Raw genomic sequence first — 17,780 nt, forward strand, 5'->3', positions numbered from 1 at the left:
GACCTCAACTCAGCGGGCAGCTCGGCGGCGCGCACCACCATACTGGCCACTTCCGGCGCGTATCCCACGACCGTGTGGGAAACCCACACCGGACCCGCACCCGCGTACCGCGGCGAAGCGGTGGTCACTTCCCAAGTCGGGCATCGGGCCCGGTCGGTTGCCGCCCCCACCCAAGGGTGGCGCACATCACAGCAACAGCCATGCCACCGAGCAGGAAGAGATAGGAGCCGACTCCCACGCCGAACAGGAAGTCTCCCTCCGGCCGGGTGGACGTCAGCAGGACGACGGAGATCATCCAGCCGGCGGCCGGCGCAACGGCCCCCGCCCGGCCCCCCGTCGCCCGTGAGCTCCCCAGGAAGAGGCCGGCCGCGCCCAGCAACGCGAGCAGCAATCCGCCGGGGAACCAGGCCGCTTGGAGCAGCCCGCCGGCCACCCCCACCACCGCTCCCAGCACGAACAGCCCCAGGTGGGCGGCGGCGCGCGCCGGCGTGGGGAACGTCAACGGCTGGGCGAGCGCGCCGCCTTCTCCGCCCGTCGGCCGGTCCGTCCGCTTCATCGGGGGACCGCCCCTCGGTGGCCGTGCGCGCACACGACGTGTCTGTCATACCCATGCGTACGCATCACAGGGCCGTTCCGTTCTGCCGTTCCTCGAAAGAAATACCGGGAATCCCCTCGAACAAGTCGCTCTCCCGGCTCCCCCCTTCGCGTCTGCCGCGCACCAACTCGTAGTACTCGGTGCTCAGCAGGGGCTGGGCCAGCCCGTTGGAGAGCGCGAAGTACGGTTCGGAGACCTCGATCTGGGTGGCGTGCGCGCGCATCGCGGCGGCCTTCGCCGCCGCGAAGCCGGTGCCGTCGATCTCGGTGGTGACGATGTGGTCGTCCACCACTCCCGGCACATCGGTGACGCTCGCGGCCTGCCGGAACGGCAGCCGTCCGGGCTCGGCGAGGTCCCGGCGGAGCCGGTCGAAGCCCTCCAGGAGCACCCCGCGCGGCACCCGGTTCCAGTACACCTTGTCGATGTCCCAGGGCTCGCCGAGGTCCGGGCGGAAGGCCGGGTCGGCGGCCAGGTCGGCGGCGCGCACGGCGACGCGGTGGGCCTGGATGTGGTCGGGGTGGCCGTACCCGCCGTCGGGGTCGTAGGTGACGAGGACCTGGGGGCGGACGTCACGGATCACCCGGACCAGGTGGGCGGCGGCCTCGTCGACGTCGGCGGACCAGAAGGCGCCGGGGCGCTCGTTCTGTTCGACGCCCATCATCCCGGAGTCGCGGTAGCGGCCGGGGCCGCCGAGGAAGCGGTGGTCGGTGACGCCGAGTTCCTTCATGGCCCGGGCCAGTTCGTCCACCCGGTACGGCCCCAGCGTGTCGTCACGGTCGGGCGCGAGGTGCGCGAGAGAGGGCGGGATGACCTCGCCCTCCTCGCCGAGGGTGCAGGTCACCAGCGTCACCCGCGCTCCCTCGGCCGCGTACCTGGCCATGGTCGCGCCGTTGTTGATCGACTCGTCGTCCGGGTGCGCGTGCACCAGGAGCAGTCGGTGACCGACGCGGGAGAGGGGTTCCTCCGGCCGAGGGCCGGAGGAGGGCAGATCCGTCATGGACCCACCCTACGAGGCGCTCGGACCGGGCCCGTGTCGGGCGCGGTCGTTCACGGGAACGGTCGGCCGCGAGGTTCCGGGGACCCTGGGACGGGCCCGGGCGGAGCCCGGCGGCCGGAGGCTCAGAACTTGATACTGCCGATCATGCCCGCGATGTTGGTCGTCAGCTCGCTGATCGTCGGCGCGATGGTCGAGGACGCGAGGTAGAAGCCGAGCAGGATGCAGATGATCGCGTGTGGTGCCTTCAGCCCTGACTTCTTGATCAGGATGAAGACGATGATCGCCAGCAGCACCACCGCCGAAATCGAGAGTGCCACGGCGGCTCACCTCCAAAAGTTCCCTGGGACCTGGGGAGCGAAGCAGTTGTCGAGGGCTGACGGCGGAGCCGTCGTCAACCGGTGACGTGGGTGACGCAGTTGTGAATCCGTACAGCGGCCAGCAGGTTCATACCCACCCAGCGGTAGTGATCATAACTATCCATACGCGCGCATCGATCGGCGCACGGCCGCACAAGGGGGCGCATGGCCAATATGGTCGGAGCATGACGACCCAGCCCGAGTCCTTTCCTCGCCGACACGCCCGGACACAACGTTTCACCCTGGGCGCGCCGCGGGCGTTCTCCATCGCCCCGGACGGTTCCCGTGTCGTGTTCCTGCGGTCTCCGTCCGGTACCGAGCGGGCCAACAAGCTGTGGGTTCTGGACCTCCCGGGCGGCGACGAACGCGTGGCGGCCGACCCGGGCGCGCTGCTCGCCGGCTCCGCGGAGGAGTTGTCGGCCGAGGAGCGCGCCCGCCGTGAGCGGCTGCGCGAGGGCGGCGCCGGGATCGTCGGCTACGCCACCGACGCGGCCGTGGAGTTGGCCTCCTTCGCCTTGTCCGGGCGGCTTTTCGTGGCCGAGCTGCGGGCCGGCACGGCTCGTGAACTGGCCGTTCCCGGACCGGTGATCGACCCCCGCCCCTCCCCCGACGGCCGGTACGTCGCCTATGCCGCCCGGGGCGCGCTGCGGGTCGTCGGCGTGGAGGGCGGCGACGACGTGGCGCTCACCGAGGAGGAGTCGGAGAACGTCACCCACGGCCTGGCGGAGTTCATCGCGGCGGAGGAGATGGGCCGTTCGCGCGGCTTCTGGTGGTCGCCCGAGTCGGATCGCCTGCTGGTGGCGCGCGTGGACGACACGCCGGTGCGCCGCTGGTGGATCTCGGATCCCGCGCAGCCGGAACGGGACCCGCAGCGGGTGGCGTATCCGGCCGCCGGCACCGCCAACGCGGACGTACGGCTCTTCGTGATCGACCTCTCAGGGACCCGCACGGAGGTCGTGTGGAACCGGGTGCGCTACCCGTATCTGGCGCATGTGCACTGGTCAGCGGCGGGTGCCCCGCTGATGCTGGTGCAGGCGCGGGACCAGCGCAGCCAGTTGTTCCTGGCCGTCGACCCGGACACGGGGGCGACCCGGATGGTGCACGCCGACGAAGATCCACATTGGCTTGATCTTTTCCCCGGGGTGCCCTCGTGGAGTCCGTCGGGGCAGCTCGTGCGTGTCGCGGACGAGGGCGGCGCGCGGGTGCTGGCGGTCGGCGAACGGCCGCTGACGGGACCGCAGCTGCACGTCCGCGCGGTGCTCGACGTGGCCGACGCCGACGTCCTTCTCTCCGCGTCGGCGGGTGCGTCGGCGGCCGATCCGGAGACCGGGGAGATTCACGTCTACCGCGTGAACGAGCTGGGGACGGAGCGCGTCTCGCAGGAGCCGGGCGTGCACTCCGCCGTACGCGCCGGGGGTGTGACCGTGCTGGTGTCGGCCGTTCCGGAGCGGCCGGGCACCCGTGTCCAGGTGCTGCGGGACGGGAAGCAGGTGGCGACCGTGGCGTCCTACGCCGAAGACCCCGGTATGTCCCCGCGCGTGCGCTTCACACAGGGGGGCGCACGCCGCGTACCGTGCGCCCTGCTTATGCCGAAGGACTACGACGGGGTCACCCCCCTGCCGGTGCTCATGGACCCCTACGGCGGTCCGCACGGCCCCCGGGTGCTCGCCGCCCACAACGCCCACCTCACCTCGCAGTGGTTCGCCGACCAGGGTTTCGCGGTGGTGGTCGCCGACGGACGCGGCACCCCCGGCCGCTCCCCCGCCTGGGAGAAGGCGATCGACGGCGACTTCACGCTCTCCCTCGACGACCAGGTGGACGCGCTGCACGACCTGGCGACCGCGCATCCGCTGGACCTGTCGCGGGTGGCGATCCGGGGCTGGTCCTACGGCGGCTGGCTGGCGGCCCTCGCGGTGCTGCGCCGCCCGGACGTGTTCCACGCGGGCATCGCGGGCGCTCCGGTCACCGACTGGCGGCTGTACGACACGCACTACACCGAGCGGTACCTGGGCGATCCGACGGCGGACGCCGCCGCCTACGCGAGGAGTTCACTGATCACGGACGAGGGGCTGTCCGCCCCCGCCGAGCCGCACCGCCCGCTGATGATCGTGCACGGCACCGCCGACGACAACGTGGTCTTCGCCCACGCCCTGCGCCTGTCCTCCGCGCTGCTCGCGGCCGGCCGCCCCCATGAGGTCCTGCCGCTCTCCGGCGTCACCCACATCACCCCCCAGGAACAGGTGGCGGAGAACCTGCTGCTGCTCCAGGTGGACTTCCTGAAGCGTTCGCTGGGACCGGCGTAGGCGCGACGGCCCGGTACGACGGCCGGGCACGGCAACGGGCCGGGGCTACATGGCGAGCCCCGGCCCGTTTACGGCACCCGCACGGCCGTACGCGTAGTAGATTCCCGCGTCCGTATATCGGAACGGGGTCAGTCAAGTTGCCTGCGTGTTAACGCGGTTCGTGGCGATTTGCAGGCTTATTCCGCCCCATTCCCATGATCGTCCGTAGGTTTCTCCACCGGATTCTCCGTCGGCTTCTCCGCCGGCTCCTTCGGCTGTTCCTTCGCCGATTCCTCCGGCGGCACCACCTGCTTCTCCTCCGCGAAATGGCAGGCCGAGTCGTGGGCCGCCGGGCCGCTGGTGAACCGGAACTCGGCCGGGACCGCGAGCAGCGGCACCTCCAGCGCGCACCGCTCGCGGGCCTTCCAGCAGCGTGTGCGGAAACGGCACCCGGACGGGATGTTCGTCGGCGAGGGCACGTCGCCGAAGAGGATGATCCGCTCCCGGTGCTCACGGGCCTCGGGGTCCGGGACGGGCACGGCGGACAGCAGCGCCTGGGTGTAGGGATGCGTCGGGTGGTCGTAGATCTCGGCGTCGCGGCCGATCTCGACGATCCGCCCGAGGTACATCACGCCGACCCGGTCGGAGATGTGCCGCACGATCGACAGGTCGTGCGCGATGAACACGTAACTCAGTCCGAACTCGCCCTGGAGCCGGTCCAGCAGGTTGATGACCTGGGCCTGGACGGAGACGTCGAGGGCGGAGACGGGTTCGTCGGCGACGATGACCTCGGGGCGCAGCGCCAGCCCGCGGGCGATGCCGATGCGCTGGCGCTGGCCGCCGGAGAACTGGTGCGGGTAGCGGTTGATGTACTCGGGGTTGAGGCCGACCACGTCGAGGAGTTCCTGCACCCGGCGCCGGCGGTCGCCCTTGGGCGCGACCTCGGGGTGGATGTCGTACGGCTCCCCGATGATGTCGCCCACGGTCATCCGGGGGTTGAGGGAGGTGTACGGGTCCTGGAACACCATCTGGATGTTGCGGCGGACGGTCTTGAGGGCCTTGCCGGAGAGCTTGGTGACGTCCTCGCCCTTGTAGCGGATCGAGCCGGCGGTCGGCCGTTCCAGGTGGACCAGCATCTTGGCGACGGTGGACTTGCCGCAGCCGGACTCGCCGACGATGCCGAGGGTCTCGCCCCGGCCGAGGGCGAAGTCGACGCCGTCGACCGCCTTCACGGCGCCGGTCTGCTTCTTGAAGAGGATGCCCTGGGTGAGCGGGTAGTGCTTGACCAGGCCGCTGACCTCCAGGATCGGTTCGGCCTCAGCCGTGGTGGTGGTCATCGAGGCACTCCCTCCAGAAGTGGCAGGCGCTCGTCCGGATCCCGTCCGCCGGCTCCACGTCGTACAGCGGGGGTACGTCGGTGCGGCACACGTCGCGGGCCATCGGGCAGCGGGGGTTGAAGGCGCAGCCGGGCGGGATGTTCATCAGGTTGGGCGGCAGGCCCTTGATCGCGTACAGCTCCTGGCCCTTCTGGTCCAGGCGCGGGATGGAGTCGAGCAGGCCCCGGGTGTACGGGTGGGCCGGGGCCTTGTAGATGTCGTGGACCGGGGCCGACTCCACGATGCGGCCCGCGTACATCACGGCGATGCGGTCGGCGACGTCGGCGACGACGCCGAGGTCGTGGGTGATGAGGACGAGTCCCATCCGCAGTTCGCGCTGCAGTTCGGCGAGGAGGTCCATGACCTGGGCCTGGACGGTGACGTCCAGCGCGGTGGTGGGTTCGTCGGCGATGATCAGCGCGGGTTCGAGGGCCAGCGCCATGGCGATCATGATGCGTTGGCGCATACCGCCCGAGAACTGGTGCGGGTAGTCCCGTACGCGTTCCTTGGCGGCCGGGATGCGGACCCGGTCCATCAGCTCCACGGCCCTGGCGCGGGCGTCCTTCTTCGACATGCCCCGGTGGACGACGAACATCTCGCCGAGCTGGTCGCCGACGGAGAGGACGGGGTTGAGGGAGGACAGGGCGTCCTGGAAGATCATCGCCATCTCGGCGCCCCGGATCTTGCGACGCTCGTCCTCCTTGAGCTTCAGCAGGTCCTGGCCCTTGAAGAGGATCTCGCCGCCGGTGATCCTGCCAGGCGGCATGTCGAGGATGCCCATGATCGCCTGCGCGGTGACCGACTTCCCCGACCCGGACTCCCCGAGCACGGCCAGCGTCTGCCCCTCGTCCACCCCGTAGTCGACCCCGTTGACCGCCTTGGCGACCCCGTCCCGCGTCCGGAACTCCACGTGCAGATCACGCACTTCGAGCAGCATGACGACGGTTCACCTCACCTTCGGATCGAGGACGGCGCGCGGGGCGTCGCCGAGCATGATGAACACCGTCACCGTGGCCCCCGGCGCGATGGTCCTGGCCGGCGCGAGGACCCGCCCACGCCCACCGCCGTCCTGGCTCGGCCTCCCCACCCGCGGACCACGCGCCCCCGGCGACATGACCACCGCTCACCTCAGCTTCGGGTCGAGGGCGTCGCGGACCGCGTCGCCGAGCATGATGAACGCCAGGACGGTGATCGCCAGCGCTCCCGAGGGCCACAGCAGCGCGTGGGGGGCGTTGCGGATGTACGGGGAGGCCGCGGAGATGTCGATGCCCCAGGAGACGCTCGGCGGCTTCAGGCCGACGCCCAGGTAGGAGAGCGTCGCCTCCAGGGCGATGTAGGTGCCCAGCGCGATGGTGGCCACGACGATGACCGGGGCGACCGCGTTCGGGGTGATGTGCCGCAGCAGCATGCGGGAGTTGGAGGCGCCCAGGGCGCGGGCGGCCTGGACGTAGTCGTTCTGTTTGGCGGTGATGACCGAGCCGCGGGCGATGCGGGAGATCTGCGGCCAGCCCAGCAGCACCATGAAGCCGATCACCGGCCAGATGGAGTTGCTGGTGACCACGGAGAGCAGCACCAGGCCGCCGAGCACCACCGGGATCGCGAAGAAGACGTCGGTGATCCGGGACAGGAACGAGTCCGAGTATCCGCCGAAGAACCCGGCGAGCCCGCCGAGCACCGACCCGAGCAGCGCGACACCGAGCGTGGCGCAGACGCCGACGGAGATGGAGATCCGCGCCCCGTAGACGGTACGGGTGTACACGTCACAGCCCTGGCCGTCGTACCCGAAGGGGTGGCCGGGCTGCGCCCCCTCCTGCGCCTTGGAGAGGTCGCACTTGAGCGGGTTGCCGGAGGCGATCAGCGACGGCCACAGGGAGATGACGACCAGGAAGAGGATCACCAGCGCCGAGATGATGAAGACGGGGTTGCGGCGCAGGTCGCGCCAGGCGTCGGACCAGAGGCTGCGGGCCTTGTCGTCCGGACCGCCGCCGGCCGGACCGTCGCCCAGTCGTTTCTCCAGGGTCTCTCCCTCGGTGGTGGCCAGGTCCATCGTGCCGTCCTGCCCGGTCGCGGCGATCGCCCCGCCCTCGGGGGCGCGCTGGCCGCCCGACACGTGCGGCTCCTCGGGCAGCGGCTCAGGCATAGCGGATCCTCGGGTCGAGTACGGCGTAGAGGAGGTCGACGAGCAGGTTGGCGAGCAGGAACACCAGGACGAGGACGGTCACGAAGCCGACGACGGTCTGGGTGTTCTGGCGGAGGATGCCCTGGTAGAGCTGGTAGCCGACGCCGTGGATGTTGAAGATCCGCTCGGTGACGATCGCGCCGCCCATGAGGGCCCCGATGTCCGTGCCGATGAAGGTGACCACGGGGATCAGTGAGTTCCGCAGCAGGTGTTTGCGGATCACCCGGTGCCGCGGCAGTCCCTTGGCGACGGCGGTGCGGACGTAGTCGGCGCGGGCGTTCTCCGCGATGGACGTCCGGGTCAGGCGGGTGACGTAGGCGAGGGAGACGGAGGCGAGGACGAGGCCGGGGACGATCAGTTCGTCGAAGGGGGCTTCGGAGGAGACCGACGGACTGATCCAGCCCCACTCCACGCCGAGCAGCAGTTGGATCAGCAGGCCGGTGACGAAGGTGGGGACGGAGATGACGACCAGGGTGACCACGAGCGCCCCGGTGTCGACGGGTCGCCCGCGCCGCAGGCCGGTGACGACACCGAGGGTGATGCCGATGACGATCTCGAAGAGGATCGCGACGATCGTCAGGCGGATGGTGATGGGGAAGGCGGAGGCCATCAGCTCGGTGACCTCCTGCCCGTTGAACGCGGTGCCGAAGTCGCCGGTGAAGACGTTCCCCATGTAGGTCAGGTACTGCTGCCAGACGGGCTTGTCGAGGCCGAACTCCCGGCGCAGCTGGGCGGCCGTCGCCGGATCGCACTCCCGGTCGCCGCAGAGGCCCGCGATGGGGTCGCCCATCACGTTCACCATGAGGAAGATCAGGAGGGTGGCGCCCACGAAGACGGGGATCATCTGGAGCAGGCGCCGGACGACGTACCGTCCCACGGAGGATCAGCCGACCTTGATCTGGTCGTACACCGGCACGCTGAACGGGTTCAGGGAGACGTTCGACAGCCGCGCCGAGTAGCCCGCGCTGCCGTTCTGGTACCAGAGCGGGATGGCGGCCATGTTGTCCCGGACGACCTCCTCGGCCTTCTGGAACGTCTCCACGGCCTTCGCCGTGTCCGACTCGGCGTTCGCCTGGTCGACGAGCTTGTCGAAGTCGGCGTTGGACCACTTGCCGTCGTTGGAGGAGGCGTTGGTGTAGTAGAGCGGCTGCAGGAAGTTCTGGATGAGCGGGTAGTCCATCTGCCAGCCGGCCCGGAACGGGCCGCTCATCTTCCGCTGGGTGATCTGGTTGCGGTAGTCGGCGAAGGTGCCGACCGGGTTGCCGACGCACGCCTTGTCGTTGTCGAGGGCGTTGTTGATGGAGTTGCAGACGGCGTCGACCCACTGCTTGTGGGAGCCGGTGTCCGCGTTGTACGTGATCTTGACCTGGCCGCCGGGGAGACCGCCGCCCTCCTTGATCAGCTTCTTGGCCGCGTCCGCGTCGTACTCGCAGGCGTCCCCGCACAGGCCCTTCTTGTAGCCGCCCTCCTCGCCGAGGACCGGGGAGGTCCAGTCGGTGGCGGGGGTGCGGGTCTTCTGGAAGATGGTGTCGGTGATCTGGTCGCGGTCGATCGCCCGGGACAGGCCCTGGCGGACCTTCTCCGAGCCCTCCTTGTTCCAGTCCGCGTCGTAGAACGGGAAGGACAGGGTCTGGATGATGCCGGCCGGGGTGTTGATGTACCGGTCTCCGAGGTCGGCCTGGACGTTCTTCAGCTGGGCGGCGGGGACGTCGTCGACGAGGTCGAGGTTGCCCGCCATCAGGTCGGTGTAGGCGGTGTTGTTGTCGGTGTAGACCTTCAGGTCCACGCCGCCGTTCTGGGCCTTGTCCTCGCCGGGGTAGTCGTCCCACTTCCGCACCGACAGCTGGGAGCCCTTGGTGTACGAGTCGACGGCGTACGGGCCGTTGCCGACGGGCTTGGCGAGCCAGGCGTCGTGGTCGGTGAAGAACGACTGCGGCAGCGGGGCGTAGGCGTTGTACCCGAGGGTGTCGGGGAAGGTCGAGAACTTCTGGGTGAGCTTGACGGTGAAGGTGTTCTCGTCGGTGACCTTCAGCCCGGAAAGTGTGTCGGCGGTCTGCTTGCTGCCGTCGTCGGGGTGCGTCTTGTCGTAGCCCTGGATGTACTCGAAGAAGTACGCGTTCTTCTGGTTGTTCTTCAGGCTCGCCCCGTAGTTCCAGGCGTCCACGAAGGACTTGGCGGTGACCTTCTCGCCGTTGCTGAAGGTCCAGCCGTCCTTGACCGTGATGGTGAAGTTCTGCGAGTCGGCCGTCTCGATCTTCTCGGCGAGCATGTCCTTCGCCTCACCGGTCTTTGGGTCGTACCGCTTCAGCCCGCGGAAGATCATGTCGAGCACCTTGCCGCCCTGCACCTCGTTGGTGTTGGCCGGCTCCAGCGGGTTCTGCGGGTCGCCCCACGAGGAGCTGAGCACGGCGCCGGAGTCTCCGCTGCCGCTGCTGCCGCCGCCGCTGTCGTCACCGCCGCCGCAGGCGGACGCGGCGAGAGCCACCGCCGCCGCGCCGGCGATCCATCGAGCGTGCGTGGCTCCGCGCATGGGGTGCCTCCTCGTGAGTGATCCGTTACCGGCCAATATCGGCCGGTGCGGGGGAAGGCGCATGTCTGAGGGGGCCGGACGGGGGGGGTGAGGGGCGGGGTGGGATGGGGTGGGGTGGGTGCGGGCCCGGTGGGGGCCGGCCGCACGCTTCCCCGCGGCCTCGAAGGTCAGGCCCCCAGGGTCCTGGCGGTAACACGGTCACCGGCCCGCAGGCGGGCAACGACGCCCCCGCCGCCCCGCACCGAAAAGCCAGGGGCGCGGCCCCGGCTTCTCAGGGGCGCGGGGAACTGCGCGATCAGCCCCCACCGGACCCGCACCCGCCGACGCACCCACAGCCCACCCCGCCCCCTCCCACCCCGACGAAGCGCACCCCCGAGCCCGCCCGAGAAAGCCAGAAAATCCCGAGGGACCGGTAAGAGCGGCCTCCACCCGGTAAGAGCGGGTTCGGCAGTTCCCCTCCCCCCGGTCAAGGCTCCCGGCGACGCATTGACCGGGGCGTGGGCGAGTTGAAGGGTCACGTCATGGGGACCACGCCCGCATCCACGACGGCCACGCCCTTCGAGGCGCCGCCCACCACCCCGCCCCGCACCGCCGGAGGCCACGGAACCAGCTCACCCGGCCGCATCGCCTGGCGCCGCTTCCGCCGGGACCGCGCCGGCACCGTCTCGGCGTACATCGTGCTGCTGTTCTTCGCCGCCTCGATCGCCGCCCCGCTGATCGCCAGGCTCTACGGCAGGAACCCGTACACGACGTACGGCCAGAACCAGCCCGGCCTGCTGAACCAGTTCGGTTTCCCGGTCGCCCCGAACGGCGGGGTCAGCGGCGACTTCTGGTTCGGCATCGAGCCGCAGCTGGGCCGGGACGTCTTCACCCTCCTCCTCTACGGCATCCGCAACTCGCTGCTGATCGCCACGGTGACGACCCTGCTGGTCACCGGGCTCGGCATCGTGGTCGGAGTGACGGCCGGCTATCTCGGCGGCCGCGTCGACGGCCTCGTGGGCCGGATCGTGGACATCCTGCTGGCCTTCCCCTCCACCCTCTTCTTCATCGCCATGTGGCCGGTGCTGATCTCGATCCTGGTCTCACCCGACGAGAACACCCCGACCTGGCTGACGGTCGTGAGCCTGATCTCGGTGATGACCGCGTTCGGCTGGGCCCCGATCGCCCGGCTGCTGCGCGGCGAGGTACTGGCCCTGCGCGAGCGGGAGTTCGTGGAGGCGGCCAAGGTCACCGGGGCCTCGGCGGCCCGGATCGTCTTCCGGGAACTGCTCCCCAACCTGTGGACCCCGGTCCTCATCCAGGCGACCCTCGCACTGCCCATGTACGTCACCACGGAGGCGGCGCTCGCCTTCCTCGGCGTCGGCCTCAGCGACCCCACCCCCGACTGGGGCGTGATGATCCAGCGCGGCGCGCAGGTCTACCAGAGCGACATCACGTACATGCTCTTCCCCGGCCTCTCGATGGTGATCTTCGTGATCGCCTTCAACCTCCTCGGCGACTCGGTCCGCGACGCGCTCGACCCGAAGACCAGACGCTGAGCCCCTCCTCGGAGGCCCCGTCCCACCCCCTCCCCCCTTCTCAAGAAACTCCCTCTCCCTGATTCAGGCAGGACACCCATGTCGATCTCCCGCAGGAACTTCGTCATCGCAAGCTCGGTCGCGACCGCCGGCGGCGCCCTCGTCCTCAGCGCGTGCAGCAGCGGAGGCGGGGGCGGTACGGCGGGCGGCGGCGCGGTCTCCGGCTCCGCCGCCACGTACGCCAAGGTCACCGTGGGCACCGCGGCGGACTCCACCGGCCCCGCGCCCGAGGTCCCGGGCGCGCGCAAGGGCGGCACGATCCGCCCGATCGGCCCGGACGACTTCTCCCACCTGGACCCGCAGCGGATCTACTTCGCCTGGAACTCCACGGTCGCGAACCTCTACGTCCGCTGCCTCACCGGCTACAAGATCGCCTCCAATGGCTCGATGAAGCTCGTCGGTGACCTCGCCACCGACACGGGCACCATGACGGACGGCGGCAGGACCTGGACGTTCACCCTCAAGGACGGCCTGAAGTGGGAGGACGGCAGCGAGCTGACCGTCGACGACGTCCGCCACGGCATCGAGCGCGGCTTCGCGAGCTTCACCACCGAGGGCGCGACCTACGTCCAGACCTGGCTGACCGGCTCGAACGACTTCCGGTCGGTCTACAAGGGCCCGTACGGCGGAAAGCACCTCTCCTCCGTGGTCACGGACACCGCGAAGAAGACCATCACCTTCCATCTGAAGACGGCCCGCCCCGACCTCGACTGGGCGCTGGCGATGCACTCCTACGGTGCCGTGCCGGTCGCGCACGACAGCAAGGAGAAGTACGACAAGGACCCCGTCTCCTGCGGCCCGTACCGCATCAGGCAGCACTCCGTGGACAAGTCCATGACCCTGGTGCGCAACACCCACTGGGACCCGGCGACGGACCCGATCCGCAACGCCTACCCGGACTCCGTCGTCTTCGAGTTCGGCCCCGAGGCCCTGCCGGCCACCGACCGGCTGATCGCCGACTCGGGGACCGACCGGTACGCGGTCATGGCCTACAGCGGGGTGCCGGCCGAGCGCATCCAGAAGGTGATCAGCGACTCCGCCCTGGAGTCCCGCACCATCGACGGCCTGCTGACCGGCCTGTACTACTACGCCATCAACTGCCGCCGCATCAAGGACGTCCGGGTCCGCCAGGCCCTCAACTACGCCTGGCCGCTGGAGCAGATCCGCTCCATCTACGGCGGCCCCTCGGCCGGCGACTACGCGACCACCATCCTCAGCCCGGACATCGCCGGGCGGGTGAAGTTCGACGTCTACGGGAAGCTGAAGAACCCCCGCGGTGACACGGCGAAGGCGAAGTCGCTGCTGAAGGAGGCCGGCAAGCTCGGCCAGAAGATCGTCTACACCTATCCGCAGGGCGGCAACGACGCCTACGAGAAGACCAAGGTCGTCATCGCCAACGCCCTGAAGGAGGCGGGCTTCGACCCGGTGGTCAAGCCCGTGGAGTCGACGAGCTACTACGACCAGGTCGGCCAGATCGACAACCCGTTCGATGTGATGTGGTACGGCTGGTCACCGGACTGGCCCGCCGCCTACACCCTCATCCAGCCGCTCTTCGACGGCACCACCATCGCGAACAACGCCCCCAACGTCTCCCAGCTGAACGTGGGCCGGGTCAACGCGGCCATCAAGAAGGACGCGACCATCACCGACACCACGAAGGAGAACGCGGCCTGGGCGGCGCTGGACAAGTCGATCATGGCGCAGGAGGCGCCGATCATCCCGGAGACCTACCAGCGGCGCTACTACCTGTACGGCTCCAAGGTGGGCGGCGCCCAGTTCGACCCGCTGTTCTCGGCGTTCCTCCTCCACAAGCTGTACGCCAGGGCCTGAACCGGACCGGGACCCGAACCGCCATGCTCCGCTTCGTCGCACGCAGGACACTGAGCGCGCTGCTGATCCTCCTGATCATCAGCGCCATCACCTTCCTCCTCTTCTACGTCGCCCCGCGCGACCCCGCCCGCGCCGCCTGCGGCAAGCTCTGCACCCCGCAGACGCTCGCCCTGGTCCGGCACAACCTCGGTATCGCCGATCCGCTGCCCGTCCAGTACTGGCACTGGCTGGCGGGGGTGTTCACCGGGCGGGACTACGCCGGGCTCGGCCACTGCCCGGCACCCTGCCTCGGCTACTCCTTCACCAACCACGAACCGGTCCTCGGCCTGATCACCGACCGCTTCCCCACCACACTGTCGCTCGCGCTCGGCAGCACGGTCGTGTTCGTCGTCCTCGGCGTGGGCACGGGCATGATCGCGGCGGTGGCGCAGGGCCGCGCCCTGGACAAGATCGCGTCCTCGGCGTCCCTGGTGGGCTCCTCGCTCCAGATCTACATCGTCGGGGTGGTGGCGATGTACTACCTCTCCGACCAGTGGGGTCTGCTGCCCCGTCCCTCGGACGCGGTCGGCTTCACCCAGGACCCGCCGGCCTGGTTCAAGGGGCTTCTCCTCCCCTGGCTGGTCCTCGCGATCATCTTCACCGCGAACTACACGCGGATGACCCGCTCCCAGCTCGTGGAGACCCTCGCCGAGGACTACGTCCGCACGGCCCGCGCCAAGGGCATGTCCCGGTCCACGGTCTTCTTCCGCTACGCCTGGCGCGGCGCCATGGGCCCCATCGTCACCATCCTCGGCCTCGACATCGGCTACCTCCTCGGCGGCGCCATCATCACCGAGGAGACCTTCGGCCTCCACGGCATCGGCGCCCTGTCCATCAAGGCGGTCCGCGACAACGACCTCCCCCTGCTCCTGGGAGTGGTCCTGGTCGCCGCGGCCGCGATCGTGGTCGCGAACATCGTGGTGGACGCGGTGTACGCGCTGATCGATCCGCGGGTACGGCTGGCGTAGGCCCCGGGAAACAGCCCCGCCGCGGAAAGACGAACACGGGAAAAGGGCCCGGGCCCGTACAGAGACGGACCCGGGCCCCTCGCGGCGCGCTCTTCCCGATGAATCCCCCGTTGATCCGTCGATCCGCCAGGAATTCACACCCCCAGCACGACCGATGAATCGGTCACTACGTGAGCCACACCTGAGCTTCAGCCCAACTCCCCCCGCTCCACGCAGAATTCATTTCCCTCGGGGTCGGCCATGAGCACCCAGCCGCCGCCGTCGGGACGGGTGTGGTCGGCGATCACACGGGCGCCCAGCGCGAGCGCACGCTCGACCTCCTCGGCGCGGGTACGGCCGTGGGGCTTGAGGTCGAAGTGGATCCGGTTCTTCGCCGACTTGCCCTCGGGCACCCGGACGAACAGCAACCGCGGCCCACCGGCCGGGTCCGCGATCAGCGCCTCCGGATCACCGGGCTTGTCGTCGTCGGCCAAGGGGCGGCCGAGCAGCTCGCTCCAGAAGAGGGCGACGTCGTAGGGGTCGCCGGTGCAGTCGAAGGTGACGCTGTGGATGGCGGGGTGCGTGGGGCTCAACAGGGGTCTCCGTCACGGGTCGGTGTACGAGCGGCTCGGCAGGCCGAGATCAGCACCCCAGGGTCCCCCCACCGGCCCTGACCCGCCATCGATTTCGCCCAGGGCCCGCCCTCACGCGACCGGCCCCGCCGCCGCCCCCCGCTCACCCGCCCCACCCGCCGTGGGCACCCACGCGAAAGGGCCCGTCGCACGAGGTGACATCCCTCGGCGGAGGGATCGTCACCGTTGTACGACGGGCCCGTGACGGCTCGTTCGGTCAGTCCTTGGCGATCTTCGCCCCGGACTCGTCCGAAGCACTGTCCTCCAGCGCCTTGAGCGCCGGGTCCAGGACGACGTCCTCGGCGCGGGCCTCGGTCGTCGGGTCCTCCGGGAAGTGGCAGGCCGTCAGATGGCCGTCCAGGTTGCCGGAGAGCTGGATCAACGGCGGCTCCTCCGAGGCGCACTTGTCCTGCGCCTTCCAGCAGCGGGTGCGGAAGCGGCAGCCGGACGGCGGCGAGATCGGCGAGGGCACGTCACCGGCGAGCCGGATCCGCTCCTTGGCCTCGACCTCGTCGTCGATCGCGACCTCGGGCACCGCCGAGAGGAGGGCGTGGGTGTACGGGTGGCGGGGCCGGTTGTAGAGCGAGTCACGGTCGGCGACCTCGACGATCTTGCCGAGGTACATCACCGCGACGCGCTTCGAGAAGTGCCGGACGATGGCGAGGTCGTGGGCGATGAACAGGAACGCGATGCCCAGCTCGTCCTGGACCTTCTGGAGCAGGTTGACGACCTGCGCCTGGATCGACACGTCCAGCGCCGAGACCGGCTCGTCCGCCACGATCAGCTTCGGGTTCAGGGCGAGCGCGCGGGCCACCCCGATGCGCTGACGCTGACCGCCGGAGAACTCGTGCGGGAAGCGGTTGTAGTGCTCGGGGTTGAGACCGACCAGCTCCAGCAGCTCGCGGACCTTGTTCTCCCGGCCGCCCTCGGGGTTGATCCCGTTGACCTCCATCGGCGACTTGATGATCGTGCCGACGGTCTGCCGCGGGTTCAGCGAGGAGTAGGGGTCCTGGAAGATCATCTGGATCTCGGACCGCACCGGCGCCAGCTGCTTGCGCGAGGCGTGCGTGATGTCCTGGTCCTTGTAGGTGATCTTCCCGCCGGTGGGCTCCATCAGCTTGGTGATCAGTCGGCCGGTGGTGGACTTGCCGCAGCCCGACTCCCCGACGAGGCCGACGCTCTCGCCGACGCCGACGGTCAGGTCGATACCGTCCACCGCCTGGACGGCCCCGACCTTGCGCTTGATCGGGAAGCCGCCGTAGATGGGGAAGTGCTTCGCCAGGCCCTCGACCCGGAGGAGGGTCTCGGCCGGGGTGTCCTTGGAGCCCTGCTGCGCGGGGAGGGTGAGGTTGTCGCTCATGTCTCGGTTCTCCCTAGCGCAGCCGAGGCTGGATCTTGTCGATGAAGATGGTCTGCTTCTGCTCCGCCGTCAGATGGCAGGCGGAGTCGCGCCCCTGTCCGAGCGCAGGCCGCTCGGTGCTGCACCGGTTGCCGCCGACCTCGCCGGTGAACGCGCAACGCGGGTGGAACGGGCAGCCGGTGGGCGGGTTGAGCAGGCTGGGCGGTGAGCCGGGGATCGGCATGAGCGCCTGGCCGGTGTCGCCGCCGAGACGGGGCATCGAGCTGAGCAGACCCCAGGTGTAGGGGTGCGTGGGGTTGCGCAGCACCTCGCGGACGCTGCCGCGCTCCACGGCCCGGCCCGAGTACATCACCAGCAGGTCGTCGGCCATGTCGGAGATGACGCCGAGGTCGTGCGTGATGAAGATGATCGCGGAGCCGAACTCCTGCTGGAGGTCCTTGAGCAGGTCGAGGATCTGCGCCTGGACGGTCACGTCGAGGGCGGTGGTCGGCTCGTCCGCGATCAGCAGGTCGGGGTCGCAGACCAGGGCCATGGCGATCATGGCGCGCTGGCGCATACCGCCGGAGAACTGGTGCGGGTAGTCGTCCACGCGCGTCTGCGGGTGCGGGATGCCGACCTTGGCCAGCATCTCGATCGTCCGCTGCCGGGCCTCCTTCTTGGAGGCGCCGGTGTGCTTCATGAACGGCTCGGCGATCTGCCGGCCCACCGTGTAGTACGGCGAGAGCGCCGTCAGCGGGTCCTGGAAGATCATCGCCACCTTGTTGCCGCGGAGCTGCTCCAGCTCCTTCTCCTTGGCGGTGACGAGTTCCTTGCCGTCGAGGATGATCTCGCCCTCGACGGTGGTGGTCTTGGGGTTGTGCAGACCGAGGACGGTCAGGTTGGTCACGGACTTGCCGGAGCCCGACTCACCCACGATGCCCAGCGTCTTGCCGCGCTCGACGTCGAAGGAGAGCCCGTCGACGGCCTTGACTATGCCGTCCTCGGTGGAGAACCGCACCCGCAGGTCGCGGACCGAGAGGAAGGCCTCCGGCCCGGTCGGGGCCTTCTCACCTTCGGTCTTGGTCAGAGTGGTCACGGTAT

General features: G+C 69.7%; 16 protein-coding genes. 4 read left to right on the forward strand and 12 right to left on the reverse strand.

Annotation, left to right across the window (positions count from 1 at the left end; all coding sequences use genetic code 11):
- Positions 1-124: 124 nt before the first annotated feature.
- From ACZ6BB_RS10905 to ACZ6BB_RS10915, 3 genes are all read right to left on the reverse strand, one after another.
- Positions 125-556, reverse strand: a complete 432-nt coding sequence (locus ACZ6BB_RS10905) for a DUF6113 family protein (protein WP_471614950.1) — start codon at positions 554-556, stop codon at positions 125-127.
- Between the two features lie 64 nt (positions 557-620).
- Positions 621-1,592, reverse strand: a complete 972-nt coding sequence (gene mshB, locus ACZ6BB_RS10910) for an N-acetyl-1-D-myo-inositol-2-amino-2-deoxy-alpha-D-glucopyranoside deacetylase (RefSeq protein WP_471614951.1) — start codon at positions 1,590-1,592, stop codon at positions 621-623.
- 122 nt (positions 1,593-1,714) lie between these two features.
- Positions 1,715-1,909, reverse strand: a complete 195-nt coding sequence (locus ACZ6BB_RS10915; RefSeq protein WP_005480627.1) for a hypothetical protein — start codon at positions 1,907-1,909, stop codon at positions 1,715-1,717.
- A 224-nt stretch (positions 1,910-2,133) separates the two neighbouring features.
- On the opposite strand from ACZ6BB_RS10915, the gene ACZ6BB_RS10920 reads away from it, so the two are divergent.
- Complete coding sequence (locus ACZ6BB_RS10920; protein ID WP_471614952.1) at positions 2,134-4,251, forward strand: S9 family peptidase; 2,118 nt, start codon at positions 2,134-2,136, stop codon at positions 4,249-4,251.
- A gap of 176 nt (positions 4,252-4,427) precedes the next feature.
- Here the strand turns inward: ACZ6BB_RS10920 and ACZ6BB_RS10925 are convergent, their stop codons facing one another.
- From ACZ6BB_RS10925 to ACZ6BB_RS10950, 6 genes are read right to left on the reverse strand one after another with little or no spacing between them, the layout of a single operon-like run.
- Positions 4,428-5,567 (reverse strand): ABC transporter ATP-binding protein, encoded by a 1,140-nt coding sequence (locus ACZ6BB_RS10925; RefSeq protein ID WP_471614953.1) that lies wholly within the window; start codon positions 5,565-5,567, stop codon positions 4,428-4,430.
- Positions 5,548-6,543: an ABC transporter ATP-binding protein gene (locus ACZ6BB_RS10930; protein WP_013000908.1), complete on the reverse strand. Its 996-nt coding sequence runs from the start codon at positions 6,541-6,543 to the stop codon at positions 5,548-5,550. Before ACZ6BB_RS10930 ends, ACZ6BB_RS10925 begins: the two co-directional genes overlap by 20 nt.
- 9 nt (positions 6,544-6,552) lie before the next feature.
- Complete coding sequence (locus tag ACZ6BB_RS10935; protein ID WP_471614954.1) at positions 6,553-6,693, reverse strand: hypothetical protein; 141 nt, start codon at positions 6,691-6,693, stop codon at positions 6,553-6,555.
- Between the two features lie 36 nt (positions 6,694-6,729).
- The gene (locus ACZ6BB_RS10940) at positions 6,730-7,746 is read right to left on the reverse strand and encodes an ABC transporter permease (protein WP_060883414.1); all 1,017 of its coding nucleotides are present in this window, start codon (positions 7,744-7,746) and stop codon (positions 6,730-6,732) included.
- Positions 7,739-8,662, reverse strand: a complete 924-nt coding sequence (locus ACZ6BB_RS10945; protein WP_471614955.1) for an ABC transporter permease — start codon at positions 8,660-8,662, stop codon at positions 7,739-7,741. The genes ACZ6BB_RS10940 and ACZ6BB_RS10945 overlap by 8 nt, the downstream gene beginning before the upstream one ends.
- Positions 8,663-8,668: 6 nt before the next feature.
- Positions 8,669-10,315, reverse strand: coding sequence for a peptide ABC transporter substrate-binding protein (locus tag ACZ6BB_RS10950; protein WP_471614956.1), 1,647 nt, complete (start codon positions 10,313-10,315; stop codon positions 8,669-8,671).
- 521 nt (positions 10,316-10,836) lie between these two features.
- Here ACZ6BB_RS10950 and ACZ6BB_RS10955 point away from each other — a divergent pair.
- From ACZ6BB_RS10955 to ACZ6BB_RS10965, 3 genes are all read left to right on the forward strand, one after another.
- Positions 10,837-11,853, forward strand: a complete 1,017-nt coding sequence (locus tag ACZ6BB_RS10955) for an ABC transporter permease (RefSeq protein ID WP_471614957.1) — start codon at positions 10,837-10,839, stop codon at positions 11,851-11,853.
- 78 nt (positions 11,854-11,931) lie between these two features.
- Complete coding sequence (locus ACZ6BB_RS10960; RefSeq protein ID WP_471614958.1) at positions 11,932-13,722, forward strand: ABC transporter substrate-binding protein; 1,791 nt, start codon at positions 11,932-11,934, stop codon at positions 13,720-13,722.
- A 23-nt stretch (positions 13,723-13,745) separates the two neighbouring features.
- A complete protein-coding gene (locus ACZ6BB_RS10965; protein ID WP_471614959.1) occupies positions 13,746-14,729 on the forward strand; it encodes an ABC transporter permease in 984 nt (327 codons plus the stop codon).
- Between the two features lie 188 nt (positions 14,730-14,917).
- Here ACZ6BB_RS10965 and ACZ6BB_RS10970 read toward each other — a convergent pair whose 3' ends face one another.
- The 3 genes from ACZ6BB_RS10970 to ACZ6BB_RS10980 form a co-directional block, all read right to left on the reverse strand.
- Complete coding sequence (locus ACZ6BB_RS10970) at positions 14,918-15,301, reverse strand: VOC family protein (RefSeq protein ID WP_471614960.1); 384 nt, start codon at positions 15,299-15,301, stop codon at positions 14,918-14,920.
- A 256-nt stretch (positions 15,302-15,557) separates the two neighbouring features.
- Complete coding sequence (locus tag ACZ6BB_RS10975) at positions 15,558-16,700, reverse strand: ABC transporter ATP-binding protein (protein WP_471614961.1); 1,143 nt, start codon at positions 16,698-16,700, stop codon at positions 15,558-15,560.
- A gap of 13 nt (positions 16,701-16,713) precedes the next feature.
- Entirely contained in the window at positions 16,714-17,775 is a 1,062-nt protein-coding gene (locus ACZ6BB_RS10980; RefSeq protein ID WP_471614962.1) for an ABC transporter ATP-binding protein, read from the reverse strand.
- Between the last annotated feature and the right edge of the window lie 5 nt (positions 17,776-17,780).

This window comes from Streptomyces sp. NPDC041108, assembly GCF_055592645.1.

Coding starts and splice junctions, on each gene's coding strand:
- ACZ6BB_RS10965 (WP_471614959.1), top strand. CDS start 13,746: ATGCTCCGCTTCGTCGCACGCAGGACACTGAGCGCGCTGCTGATCCTC.
- ACZ6BB_RS10960 (WP_471614958.1), top strand. CDS start 11,932: ATGTCGATCTCCCGCAGGAACTTCGTCATCGCAAGCTCGGTCGCGACC.
- mshB (WP_471614951.1), bottom strand. CDS start 1,592: ATGACGGATCTGCCCTCCTCCGGCCCTCGGCCGGAGGAACCCCTCTCC.
- ACZ6BB_RS10905 (WP_471614950.1), bottom strand. CDS start 556: ATGAAGCGGACGGACCGGCCGACGGGCGGAGAAGGCGGCGCGCTCGCC.
- ACZ6BB_RS10975 (WP_471614961.1), bottom strand. CDS start 16,700: ATGAGCGACAACCTCACCCTCCCCGCGCAGCAGGGCTCCAAGGACACC.
- ACZ6BB_RS10920 (WP_471614952.1), top strand. CDS start 2,134: ATGACGACCCAGCCCGAGTCCTTTCCTCGCCGACACGCCCGGACACAA.
- ACZ6BB_RS10940 (WP_060883414.1), bottom strand. CDS start 7,746: ATGCCTGAGCCGCTGCCCGAGGAGCCGCACGTGTCGGGCGGCCAGCGC.
- ACZ6BB_RS10925 (WP_471614953.1), bottom strand. CDS start 5,567: ATGACCACCACCACGGCTGAGGCCGAACCGATCCTGGAGGTCAGCGGC.
- ACZ6BB_RS10930 (WP_013000908.1), bottom strand. CDS start 6,543: ATGCTGCTCGAAGTGCGTGATCTGCACGTGGAGTTCCGGACGCGGGAC.
- ACZ6BB_RS10950 (WP_471614956.1), bottom strand. CDS start 10,315: ATGCGCGGAGCCACGCACGCTCGATGGATCGCCGGCGCGGCGGCGGTG.
- ACZ6BB_RS10955 (WP_471614957.1), top strand. CDS start 10,837: ATGGGGACCACGCCCGCATCCACGACGGCCACGCCCTTCGAGGCGCCG.